Source organism: Achromobacter sp. ES-001, from assembly GCF_019448355.1.
GTDB lineage: Bacteria > Pseudomonadota > Gammaproteobacteria > Burkholderiales > Burkholderiaceae_B > Achromobacter > Achromobacter spanius_B.
This window is the reverse complement of sequence record NZ_CP079940.1, coordinates 4859903-4871130: the sequence shown is the minus strand read 5'-3', so window position 1 is coordinate 4871130 and position 11228 is coordinate 4859903. Positions and strand designations below refer to the sequence as shown.

The 11228-nt window shown below is 58.1% G+C and carries 11 protein-coding genes; 9 read left to right on the top strand and 2 right to left on the bottom strand.

The window, feature by feature from the left end; translation table 11 throughout:
* The first annotated feature begins 9 nt into the window (after positions 1-9).
* On the top strand, positions 10-336 hold the full coding sequence (locus KYT87_RS22135; RefSeq protein ID WP_082886912.1) for an H-NS family nucleoid-associated regulatory protein: 327 nt from the start codon (positions 10-12) through the stop codon (positions 334-336).
* A gap of 391 nt (positions 337-727) precedes the next feature.
* Here KYT87_RS22135 and KYT87_RS22130 read toward each other — a convergent pair whose 3' ends face one another.
* Positions 728-1555: a hypothetical protein gene (locus KYT87_RS22130; protein ID WP_219990853.1), complete on the bottom strand. Its 828-nt coding sequence runs from the start codon at positions 1553-1555 to the stop codon at positions 728-730.
* A gap of 35 nt (positions 1556-1590) precedes the next feature.
* The gene (locus KYT87_RS22125) at positions 1591-3321 is read right to left on the bottom strand and encodes a type IV secretory system conjugative DNA transfer family protein (protein WP_063589012.1); all 1731 of its coding nucleotides are present in this window, start codon (positions 3319-3321) and stop codon (positions 1591-1593) included.
* Between the two features lie 118 nt (positions 3322-3439).
* Between KYT87_RS22125 and KYT87_RS22120 the strand changes: the two genes are divergently transcribed.
* The 8 genes from KYT87_RS22120 (at position 3440) to KYT87_RS22085 (ending at position 11197) form a co-directional block, all read left to right on the top strand.
* Complete coding sequence (locus KYT87_RS22120) at positions 3440-4228, top strand: OmpA family protein (RefSeq protein ID WP_175154722.1); 789 nt, start codon at positions 3440-3442, stop codon at positions 4226-4228.
* Positions 4225-4512, top strand: coding sequence for a type IV conjugative transfer system protein TraL (gene traL / locus KYT87_RS22115; RefSeq protein WP_063589013.1), 288 nt, complete (start codon positions 4225-4227; stop codon positions 4510-4512). Before KYT87_RS22120 ends, traL begins: the two co-directional genes overlap by 4 nt.
* Complete coding sequence (locus KYT87_RS22110; RefSeq protein WP_219990852.1) at positions 4509-5282, top strand: type IV conjugative transfer system protein TraE; 774 nt, start codon at positions 4509-4511, stop codon at positions 5280-5282. The genes traL and KYT87_RS22110 overlap by 4 nt, the downstream gene beginning before the upstream one ends.
* The gene (locus KYT87_RS22105) at positions 5279-6136 is read left to right on the top strand and encodes a type-F conjugative transfer system secretin TraK (RefSeq protein WP_219990851.1); all 858 of its coding nucleotides are present in this window, start codon (positions 5279-5281) and stop codon (positions 6134-6136) included. The genes KYT87_RS22110 and KYT87_RS22105 overlap by 4 nt, the downstream gene beginning before the upstream one ends.
* A complete protein-coding gene (locus tag KYT87_RS22100) occupies positions 6133-7374 on the top strand; it encodes a TraB/VirB10 family protein (protein WP_063589016.1) in 1242 nt (413 codons plus the stop codon). The genes KYT87_RS22105 and KYT87_RS22100 overlap by 4 nt, the downstream gene beginning before the upstream one ends.
* A complete protein-coding gene (locus KYT87_RS22095; RefSeq protein ID WP_219990850.1) occupies positions 7371-8078 on the top strand; it encodes a TraV family lipoprotein in 708 nt (235 codons plus the stop codon). The genes KYT87_RS22100 and KYT87_RS22095 overlap by 4 nt, the downstream gene beginning before the upstream one ends.
* Before the next feature lie 48 nt (positions 8079-8126).
* Positions 8127-8525, top strand: coding sequence for a hypothetical protein (locus KYT87_RS22090; RefSeq protein WP_063589018.1), 399 nt, complete (start codon positions 8127-8129; stop codon positions 8523-8525).
* A gap of 191 nt (positions 8526-8716) precedes the next feature.
* Positions 8717-11197, top strand: a complete 2481-nt coding sequence (locus tag KYT87_RS22085) for a TraC family protein (protein ID WP_172802436.1) — start codon at positions 8717-8719, stop codon at positions 11195-11197.
* The last annotated feature ends 31 nt before the right edge of the window (positions 11198-11228 follow it).

Here is an 11228-nt window from a genome sequence, read left to right as displayed (position 1 = left end):
GAGAGAATTATGCGAAAAGAACACGCCTTGGAGGATCGTATCAAACGGGTGAACCGACAGCTCGACGATCTGCGAGCTCAGAAGCGGGACGTGGTTATCCGCCAGATTCTGGCGCAACTCGATAAAAACGGGATCACCTTGAAGGACCTGAAGGCAGCGCGCGCAGCCGGCAATAAGGCACGGTCCAAGCCGGCTCCGGGCAAAAGAATAGTGGCACCCAAGTATCGCCACCCTGACACTGGTGAAACGTGGTCGGGGCGTGGGCGGGCTCCGCGCTGGCTCGTCGCCGCCGAACTCGGCGGTGCCTCTCGCAACGACTATCTCATTCCCGCCTGAGGTTCTCGCGCTCAATAACAAAAAGGCCCATACAGGGCCTTTTCTTCGAAGCTCTCACCGTAGCACCAGGTCCGCCGGGGCAGGCAGCCCACCTCTGACGATCGTTCTCGCGCCAGCAGGGGTCCAGTCGGAAAAGCTCAGAGTCTAAGACGTTCGAAGCTGCATGCACCACGCAACTGTCGTCAGACGCAATGGAGAATGCGCCGATCGCGCCGCGGCCGAACTTGTGTAAGAGGAGCGCCGCGAGCTTACGTGTCTCGGCACCGCGTCGTACTGCGTCAGAGCGGGATTTCGCGTCTTCTAGGATGTGTTGTTTTAAAGCGCCCGTGAGCACGTCATGGTCCATATTTGATAGTCCCAAAGAAATGATTCGGTGATCGACAACTAGTCGTCACCATGGGAATAGGTCGGACCAGCTGCTGTCCCGCCTTCCTGTTGCCGAGGGGTTGCGTCCAGTGAGATACCAGTTGTCTCCCTGCTGGGATGCGATAGAAGCCTCATCGAGCCTTTCAAGCGCGGCGCACTCGTCCTGGTCCCTCACGGCGTCCAACGTCATAATGCCCGGCTGCTGCCATATCCGCTCAGCTACGTTCACTGCGGCGCGACCGCCGCGCATCCGAATGGAGTCTGCAACCTCCTCCGGTAAAGAAAATAGGCCAAGTTGAATAGGCTCTGAGAATACGTGCCACCGCTTCCACAGCTCGAATTGCAGACGTAGCTGTACGACGCCAGGCCGGGCGCCGTGAACGCGGCAGCAGTTTTCGAACGAGAGAGGGCCATCATCAAATCCCAGGAGCCACCGGCCGGCGTTCATGATGTCCCGATCTTTCGCACGACTGTTCAACAGAAGCTGAACGGCCGTTTTGATGGCCAGAAGCGCCCATCGTTCCGGACCTTCCTCAAAGTCATCGACCGTCAGCTTGGCTACGACTTCTCGACCGGGCGCTTCCTTCTTGCAGATAGGGAAGGGAAGATCGCGGAGTGTGGCTTCAGCAAATTCTGGATGATCACCCAATGGTCCAGCCAAATTGTCTTGAGCAAGTAGGCGATCCAAAGTAGAACTGGCTTCGCCACCGCCGTCAGGCCAGGTGATACTAGATCCGTAAACAGGTAGATCAAAATCGCCCTCGTCCAGCTCGCCAGAAGTAGGCCAAGCACTATCACGAGGGCTATCAAGCCCCAAAATTGAATTTGTTCGACCATGACCTTTGTTGTCCATAGCGTGCATAGCGGTAATAGAGGTTCGGGCGTACTTCAAGCTCTGGCGGCCTTTGCTGCGGTGAGATATCGGTCCGCATTCTTGAAATAGTCGCAGCCTTTTACTTGTTTACGTTTGGTGCGATTGACGCGGATGGGAACTGCCTTGGACGATAGCCATTTCGAGATCGTGATGTTTGGTATCCGCAGGTTGAATAGCTCGCACCCTTGATAGAGCATGATGCACTCACCACGGTCGACCTTCTTTAGGTCATCTTCAGTGACGCGGTATTGCTCCTCCTCTGACTCTGCGATCGCGTATCCCGCATCAGTGCTGAGCCCGCCTTCAGGCGCGGGCGTGATTTTTGGCGTCGATTCGGACGCACGACTGGTGGCGCTGATGGTCGTCTTCGCGAATGTCCCTTTGCCGATCATCTTGGCTGCCTCCTCAGTTGTCTTCGGGCTCGCTAGCTTGAAGAACAGCTTCGTATCGGTGTTTTCTTCCAGCATGTCGCGAAAGTCTGGTGACACGGCGTCGAGGTTGGCGATACTTTGGAACATCGCCCACACCGAAATTCCGGCACTTCTTGCCTGCTCAAAAACTCGATTCATCGCCATCAGCGCGTAGGCTCCGAACTCGTCCAGCAAGGCGAGATATGGGATACGCGATCTGTGCGACTTCGGTAGCTGCTGTATCCGCGCGATCGCGGATCGAAGATCTGCCAGGAGCATCTTCGCAAAATTTCGGGCGGATTCGTCCTTCCCCATTGTTGGCAAAGAGACGTATGTAATCTTGTTCGACATCATGCTGTCGAACAGACGCACGTCCGGGCTGTACGACGACCCGACTTCGCCGAAGGTCCCAGTGCCGAAGGCATGCAACCGCCCAGCGATGCCGCCTAGGGTCTCTTTCAGACGCTTCATGTTGATCCTGGCTGAGGCTGGCCCCGTGTCGTTCCCGAATCCGCCTCGGTACTGCTCTATCCAAAGCGACAGATTTTTCGTTGCGGGATGGTGAGGCAGCACGGAGCGAAGGCGCTCTTCTAGCTCGGATAGTGCGCGCTCGTTGTGTAGCAGTATGGAGAGATCAATGCAGTTGTATGCCAGCCCAAGCGCCTGAACGCCTCCGACGATCGCCCCTAGTGCCTGCTTTGCGGATTGACGATAGTGCTCTGCGGCTGGGGCTACTTCTGGAGCGGGAAGGCTCGTCAATATTCTGTCGGCGACCTCGTCCGGGTCGCCTTCAAGGACGGAGTTGTAGCTGTTGCTATTGGCAGGATCCCCAAGGTTTATGAACTGCATGTCTTGGTACCGCCCCGCCCAGCGGGCGACTTGCGCAACCCACGACATGTCGTCGCTATCGAGCTTGGCGTCGATCATGAGCAATCCGCCACCTCGAATGATCTGTTGCAGCATCATCAGCCGGGCAAAAGTCGTTTTTCCATAACCGCTTCGTCCCGCGACCATACCGTGGTATGGCAGTGCTTCGTCTGGGAGCCGAACGGCACGCCCGCGATCAGTCGTGTAGCCGATCAGCATGCCATCGCTTGAGAGCAGGTCGCTGGAGCGGATGTTGAGCTTTGAGCGGAATAGATGCATGCCAGCCATGCCATGCATGCAGCGTCCGGCCACCCATGCAGCACCAAGCCCAGCCAGAGCGTAAGAGGGCGCAGTAGGCAGGCCGCTGAAGAATGGAGAGGTCGTCAATACTGACGACGAAATTGCCGCTAAGGCCAGGGTGTCGGCAGCCCCGCCCAAGCGATTTCCAAAAAAGCCTATTCCTTTCATGTCCTCCTAGTCCCCCTGGGGCGCGCGGCACGACGCCCAAAAAATCAACATTGATAGGTTGAGATATAAACATTCATCGCTAAAATACCACGCAATGCAAATAGTGGGAGGCGTCCGAATGCGGCGTTTTATTGGGTTGGTAGGAAGTGCTCTAGTTCTGACATCGAGCATGGCGGCCGCAGCTGAAGGCCAGAGTCAGTTCGATATGCGCGAGTGGATCGTGCCGGAGACGTCCGCCCTCGTGACCGTTCCTGAGCATTCTGAACATGCGGTCGCAACACCGAAACGGGTGGGACCTGAAAAGCTCCAACCGGTTTGGTCGGTTCAAGGGCCGTCTACGTACCGTCCCGGAACATGGATCGATACGAGTTACCGAAAGGACCCGAGACTCATACTGAGCCAAGTCGTTCGATTCGATTTTGATTTGTCGGAGTCGGCGTCCACGAACGCTGCGGCACTGGTTGCCGCGCAAGTTGCAGGGCAGGGCGTCACGTATCTGGTGGTGGGGCATGCGGATGAGCGCGGTACCGACGCCTACAACCTCGCCCTGTCGAAGCGCAGGGCGGAGGGGGTGAAACGTGCGTTGGAAGTTGCGGGCGTACCCGCCAAATCAATCGAAGCGCGCTGGTACGGAAAGAGGCTCCCGGTGAGTTTCGCTGATCAGAGCCTCAACCGCCGCGTGGAGATCCTGGTGAGCGGCGATCGTCCGGCACAGCTTAGGCGTGGAGCAAAGGCGGTGGGAACTACGCCGCGAAGCTATCCAGGCCTTGCGGAATCCCCGTCCGGTCAACCACAACCTTCCCCTCGGACCATCTCGCCAGGATCTGCCGCATGCCAGGTGCCTGGAGCGCAGGTCGTCGGCGGAAGGATCGTACCTGCTTCGAAAAACAAGGAGTGCAACCAATGATCGACGAAATTGATATTCCCGCCCACACGGACGACATGCCTTCATTTCTTCTATGGGAAATGGACGAGTTTCTGGTCTTGATGCTGTGCTTCCTGGGCGGCTACATCGCTCGCGGCATGTGGCCGTTCGTAGGCGCCGCGGTCGGACTTTGGTTCACAGCGCGGATGCGCCGCTGGAAGCAGAACGAGATGATGGGAGCTATCCCACACATCGTGTTTGCGGCAGGTTGGGCCGGTATCAACAAGCTCTATCGGAACGCAAAGCATGGGGTGCTGTGGTCATGAGGCTCAACTTTCTGACGAAGTCCTGGCGAAGCGCGGAGCGAAGCGTTCAGTTTTTGCTCGTGATTGTTCTGATCGAGAGCGTGGTCACCTTGGGCGCGCTGTACGGCTGGCTGAAGAAAGACGTCGTGACTCGACTGGTGCCGCCTCGCATGACAGTAGAAGCAGAGATCAGTGCCGACAGTGCGTCCAAGGACTACCTGATCGGCGTTGGTCTAATGGCGGCGACACTCACCGGGAACGTGAGCCCCAAGAATGTGACGTTTGTGGCAGACGCGATGGGGCTCATCACGTCGCCGACGATTTATCCGGAAGTCAGGCGCCGGCTCTTCGCGCTCGCGATGGATCCTGTGTTCAAGGACCGCGGCGGAAGCGTGACTTTCACTGCTACCGGAATGGATTACGAGGCGCGCACCAAGACGGTGTTCATCAAGGGCGAGGTCCAGTCTACGACTACGGCCGGCCCGATCGGGAAGGGAACTCCGTACGTTTACGAAATCCAAGTCGACATCGAGAACGGCTGGCCGCAGATCTCCAAGTTCGATCATTACCCAGGCAAGCAAGAGAAAAGCCAGCATTGGCAATCAAGAAACCGTCGCGCGCTTGAGCGCGAGGCCGCTGAGCTCGCGGCGGATCAACGTGATGAAGAAGCAGCAAAGGATCCTTGGTTCGACGACGCTGTTCGCTTCGGCGCGGCCGGCGGGAGCGTCGAAGCCAGAGACCTCATGATCGATGAGCGGCGTCAGAACAACGAGCAAGGAGAGAGTAAGTGAAGCGAGTCGTTTATAGCCTACTTCTGGCGTCATTCGCCGCGTCGAACGCCTTCGCCGTGGACCAATACAAGCTGCCCGCGCCCGGGCAAGCTGCGGTGCAGCGCCAGGCCATGCCCGGCATCGGCACCATGCCCGGCGAGGTCGTTCAGCGGAGCAATGTGGTCCCTGTAACGGGGGAAGAAACCGTGCCTGTGGACGTCTCGGCCACATACATGAACCGGATCGCAACCCCGTTTGCACGAGCAAAGGTAATCGATGCCACGAGCGGCGAAGACAAGAAACCTCAGCTTGGGGAAATGGTGATAACGGCTAACGGCTCGTCCGTGTATGTGCATGCCAATGGCGCGACTGATGCGCAGGCCATTTACATCACGGGCGACCAGCCGGGGGATCCTGTCATCTCGCTTCTTCTCATTCCGAAATCGATACCCAACCAGGTGATTCCTCTTCAGCTGAACGGCGGGGCCAGCACTGGTGGTTCATCGACGTCCGGACTCGATGCGCGTGCAAAGTCTGATGTGTACACGGATCAACTGGTCTACGCGTTGCGGACCCTTGCGTCGGGGGGGCGGTTGCAGGGCTACGCGGAGGGGTACATGCCTTCTGCGGTTGCTGCTATTGGTGAGGTGAGCATCAGGCCCCTGTCGCGGCATTCTGGGGCGCGCTACGACATATACCGGTACCGGGTATCTGGGCCGGCTGATCGGACGGTGGAGTTGCAAGAGCCCTCCTTCTGGGCCGAAGGTGTTCGCGGGGTTGCATTCTTCCCGTCATCTGTTGTGGGAAGTGGCGCGGAGACCGACCTCTTCGTCGTCGCGGACAAGTCCGCCACGGGGCAGGGAGGAACGCAATGAGCGAGAAGAAAGGTCTGAAGGACTGGTGGAACGAGCAAGGCTCGGGTGTCCGTCTGGGGATCGTCGGCGTCAGCTTCATCGTCGTCGTGGTGCTGCTCTTCATTCTTCTGAAGCCTGCCCCCAAGAAGCGGCTTCCGAAGAATCCCGAACCCCCAGTATCGGCGAACATGCTGCTTCCAAAGCCAAAGGATCGCACGGTCGAGATGCTCGCAGGCGACCTTACAGCGCAATCCAAGCAGTTGAAGGATCTCGGAGACCAGATCAAGCAGGAGCGCGAGGCCCGGAAACAGATTCTCGGCCGTTTGGAGGACGCGATCGACAAGATCAAATCGGCGCCAGGCGCGGACGGTGTGTCCAAAGACATTCTTTCCGAGGTGCAGAAGCTGAGCACCCGCCTGGACTCGCTCGAAGGGAAGAAGGAGTTGGGAGCGGGATATCAGCTCCCGAATGCTCCTGCCCCTTCATTGGCCTCTGGAGTTCCCGCGGCGGCGGCCACGCCGACTCCCGAGGTGAAGACCATTCGCATCCGCGTTACGGAGAACGCGACGCCGAAGCCTGAAGAGCTACGGGCAGATTCCGAGACTCCTGGTGAGTACGTTCCGATGACCACCGTGTTTGAAGGGCACCTCATCACGGGTATGGACGCTCCGACGGACCAGTCCGCCAAGGCAAAAGTGAACGCAGTGCCTGGAATCCTCCGTGTTAAGGGCATTTCGTCAATGCCCAATGGACATACGTCACAGTCGCTCAACGATTGCCGCGTGCTCGTCGCCGGCTACGGCGGGCTTTCCGATGAGCGAGCCCAGCTGCGCACCGAAAGTATCGCTTGCATCATTCCCAATGACGATCCAACCAAAGAGCCTCGCGTCGTAGAGGCTCCGCTCGATGGGTTTGTGCTTGGCGAGGACGGGCGTGTAGGTGTGCGGGGAAGGCTCGTTTCGAAGCAGGGCCAGCTGATCGCGAAAACGTTGATGGCTGGCGTGCTATCCGGATTCGGCGATGCGTTAAAGCCGACACGCGTCCAGGGCTTGGATCTCAACCCTTCGGGAAGTGTCCAGACTCAGTCCGTCGACGCCAGCACGATCGGAAAGACCGGGCTCGCGACAGGTCTCTCCGACGCTGCGAAGAGCGTGAGCGAGTACTACCTGAAGTTGGCAGATCAAATGATGCCGGTGCTCGAAGTTGATGCCGGCAGGAAGGTGACCGTGGCACTTAAGAAAGGATTTGTACTGAAATGAAGAAGCTACTACTCGTGTGTTCGCTAACCGTGACCCTTAGTGGTTGCGCATCGATCTTGGACCCTGCGGGCGGCCGTTCTTCGTTCACATGCATGGATCCGAACAATCCGGACTCGCTGCAAGACGGAATTACGTGCAAAACGCCGATGGCCGTCATCAAGTCGACCGATCAACCGATGCCGCTTAGGGAAAGCGACTTGCCTTTCGGGGTGACCATGAAGGACATCGAGTCCGGGGCGGTCGCGGGCAATGTGCAGATCGGAAGCTTCCCGGCTGCCAAGAGCGAACGGCAAGGGGCGCAAGGAGCCTCGATTGCAGGCTCGTATGACCTAGCCAAGGCCGTCGGTGCCGGTGCTGGCGGTGTCGATGGCGGTGACATTTACGGCAAGCCCGTCCGCGAGCCAGCCGTGGTGATGCGAATTTGGGTAGCCCCGTGGATCGACGCGCGTGATGACCTGCATTACCCCTCGTACGTCTTCACCGAAGTCCAGCCTCGCCGCTGGGCTATGGGGGCGGCCGGTTTCGTCAATCGCGGCATTCTGGCGCCGGCGAAGATGGTGCGGCCGACGGGCTCCAAGCCTGTCGGATCGCCGCGTGTGCCGCGATCCGAAGGGTCTCAGGGGGCCACTGACTCCTCCGCGACAAGCACCAGGGACAACACCATTAAGGACATGGGAGGGATGCCGCAAATTACCAACCCGTAGCAAACGAAAGTGTCACCAACCAAGGATAGAAACTAAAGGAATAAAAACATGGAAATCTCCCTCAAGTCGATGACTTCTGGTTCCAGCGAGAGTGCGGTCCAGAACCCTCCGAAGTGGCTGCTCATGGTCGCCGCCCTCATCATCATCGCCATTGTGTCGCTGGCATCGGCACACGCTGGTGGCGGCGGCGACGCGTTGACCGAATTCAACGACTTCCTGGAAGACGAGTACAACGGCTCGCTCGGCCTGGCTATTGGCCTCGTATCGGTCCTGTTCGGGCTCGTGGCCACGGCGGTCATGATGACTTTCAAGCCCGCCGCGATCGGCGTGGGCGTGGCGTTCCTGATCGGTCCGTTCGTCGATGCTGTCGTGAAGGCGCGTGCGTCCGGGTTGCCCGAGGCCGTCGTACACGTCGTAACTACCGGGATTCCCGGCCTCACCCTCTAGGGGTGCCTGCGCAGAGGCGAACTGATCCCTCTATCTGCTCTACCAAGTAGCAAATGCAGGAAGGCAGCGACGTCCGGCTCGATGCCCGGACCCGCTGCCTTAGTCTTGCTGTGCACCCCTTCGCTTATCTTGGCATGGCCGCTAGTCGGCAGCCTCGCGATCGCAATCATCCCCACCCCGGACGCCAGATAATGAGCAAGCTCAAGAAAAATCATCCCGCCGAGAACATCACGGTCACTGCGTGGGATGACTCCTCCAATATCCTCTACTTCGAATCCAAACGGTTGAAGGAGCGTTTCATTGGCGCGGTGGGTGTCACCTCGCCGGTGGTGGGAACCGACAACCAGTTCGTGGAGCGCCTTTCAGTATCCTTGTCGGCGAACCTTCCGGCGGGGTCCATCATTCATTGGGGTATCCTCGCGGATCCCGACATCGACGCCATTGTGGAGGGCTACCTCTCAGGGAAGGCCGGTGCTGGCGGCATATTGGCCTCGATGGCTCGCGAGCATGCCGAGTACATAGCGTCAGGGACCACACAGCCGCTCATTCCGACGAATGGAGTTCGGGTCCACAAAAAGCGGCTTTTTGTCGGAATTAAAGTGCCAGTGACCGCGGCTGATGTCGCGGCCGACGATCTTGCACCCGCGACCGAGCACGTCACAGGACTGTTTGACCGCCTGAAGACCGCAGGCTTTCATTTTCGTCTGCTCGACGAGGCAGGGTATCGGCGAATCGTTAAGAAGGTCCACAACCCCTGGGCTTCAGACGATGATTGTGTGGCCCCGTTGGACGAAGAACGTCCGCTCAACGAGCAGATTCTTCCCAACTCGTTCTCGGTCGACTATTCCCAAGATCACGCGTCGATATCGTTCAATGACGGGCAGCATTTCGCCAAGGTGCTCAGCGTCAACAACTTCCCTCAGCGTGCGCACACATGGATCATGAATGAGGTGATCGGCGACGCCAAGGGGCTGACCAACCAGATCCAGGAGCCCTTCTACCTGTCATTCGTCATGCTGTACCCCGACCAGCAGGCGCTTAAGCGGAAGGTCGGCTTGATGTCGACTGTGATCAACAACCAGGCGTACGGGCCGACGATCAAGCTCTGGCCTGTTATTGGCTACAAGAAAAAGCGTATCGACACCCTCGTGCACGCTCTGAATGGTCGCGGTGAAATAGGCGTGCAAGTGTCCATGGCCCTTGTTATCTATTCGAAGAGCAAGGACCGACTCCGCTCGTATAGCGAGAGCTTGTGCACTTACTACCGCGCGATCGGCGGTAAAGGAAAGAAGTTCGATATCCGAGAGGACAAGCGAATTCTGCGCACCGTATTCGAGCAGGCGCTCCCGTTGAATGGGAGTGAAGGCGGGTTGCACCGTTCCTTCCGCCTGCGCTCCATGTCGGTTCCACAAGCCGTGCGATTTTTGCCGATCTATGGCGACGGAACGGGGAGTCGAACCTCGTCAGGGACACTAGTTCTGACCCGTCGCGGCGAAGCTGCGATGATCGACCCGCTGGCTACCCCCGGGAATGCGAACGGGCTCGTATATGCAGAATCTGGCAGCGGAAAGTCCTTTTGGGTGCAGGCTGTGGTATCCGACATGCTGGCCGCAGGGGTGAAGGTGTGGATTATCGATGACGGCAGATCCTACGAGAAGCTCGGTCGGTCGCTAGGCCCAGATAAGTGCCAGGTCATTACCTTCTCCAAGGAAAGTTTGCTCTCGCTAAATCCTTTCACATCCATTCCATTGGGCGGGCTTCAAGAGGAGATGTCACTGCTCTCGACCATCTTCACCAAGATGGCTGCGCCAAATGATGGGCTGGACGACGTAAAGCGGCCCATTCTGGAACGCGCTATCACGGCCGCGTACATGAACAACACGAACGAGGCTATTCCCGAGGACGTCGCCAATTTTTTGTTGACGCAGCCTGACGAACTGTCGCGGACGATCGGTAAGCAGCTATACCCGTTTGCCTCAGGCCAGTTTGCGCATTGGTTCAACAAGCCCTTCAACATCAACATGGACGCGCAGCTCATCATTCTGGAGATGGGTGACCTGAAGCTTCTTCCTCATCTGCGGGACGTGGTTGTTCTTCAGATGTTTGCCGCGATTGCGCGCAGCCGACAGAAGCTGAAAACCCAGGGAGTCCGCAATCTCTTGTTGGTGGAAGAGGCGAAACAATGGTTGCTGAATCCGATCATGGCGGAGGGCATTGACGAGTCCTACGCACGCGCGCGTAAAGACCTTGGCGCAATCGCTTGCGTGACCCAGGGTCTGCTAGATATCGGCAAATCTCCCCGCGGTGACTCGATCCTTCAGAACACGGCGTGGCATGCGATTCTCAAGCAGAAGCCGGATCAGGTGCAGAAGGCTCTTAATCAAGACCACTTTTCAATCGACGCCTATGGCGCGGAGCAGATCAACTCGATCCACAAAGTGGACAACGTCTACTCCGAGTTCATGTTTAAAGTCGACTCCGCATACGAGATCTACCGACTTGTCCGAAGCCGCTATTCGAACGTGATGTTCTCCACCAGCGGAAGGGAACGGACGGAGATCCTACGCATGATCGATCAGGGTGTTTCGGCCGACGCTGCTATCCGCAGGTTCCTCGACGAAGAGGCGCGCGGTGTGGTTCTCCGTCACGAACCCACTCTCACTATGAGCTGAGGCAAGACAACTCTTCTTTTGCAAGGTGATG

What these genes read in the sequence shown, in the direction of transcription:
- traL (WP_063589013.1), top strand. Translation starts at nt 4,225, where the DNA reads ATGATCGACGAAATTGATATTCCCGCCCACACGGACGACATGCCTTCA.
- KYT87_RS22135 (WP_082886912.1), top strand. Translation starts at nt 10, where the DNA reads ATGCGAAAAGAACACGCCTTGGAGGATCGTATCAAACGGGTGAACCGA.
- KYT87_RS22130 (WP_219990853.1), bottom strand. Translation starts at nt 1,555, where the DNA reads ATGGACAACAAAGGTCATGGTCGAACAAATTCAATTTTGGGGCTTGAT.
- KYT87_RS22125 (WP_063589012.1), bottom strand. Translation starts at nt 3,321, where the DNA reads ATGAAAGGAATAGGCTTTTTTGGAAATCGCTTGGGCGGGGCTGCCGAC.
- KYT87_RS22100 (WP_063589016.1), top strand. Translation starts at nt 6,133, where the DNA reads ATGAGCGAGAAGAAAGGTCTGAAGGACTGGTGGAACGAGCAAGGCTCG.
- KYT87_RS22095 (WP_219990850.1), top strand. Translation starts at nt 7,371, where the DNA reads ATGAAGAAGCTACTACTCGTGTGTTCGCTAACCGTGACCCTTAGTGGT.
- KYT87_RS22085 (WP_172802436.1), top strand. Translation starts at nt 8,717, where the DNA reads ATGAGCAAGCTCAAGAAAAATCATCCCGCCGAGAACATCACGGTCACT.
- KYT87_RS22090 (WP_063589018.1), top strand. Translation starts at nt 8,127, where the DNA reads ATGGAAATCTCCCTCAAGTCGATGACTTCTGGTTCCAGCGAGAGTGCG.
- KYT87_RS22110 (WP_219990852.1), top strand. Translation starts at nt 4,509, where the DNA reads ATGAGGCTCAACTTTCTGACGAAGTCCTGGCGAAGCGCGGAGCGAAGC.
- KYT87_RS22120 (WP_175154722.1), top strand. Translation starts at nt 3,440, where the DNA reads ATGCGGCGTTTTATTGGGTTGGTAGGAAGTGCTCTAGTTCTGACATCG.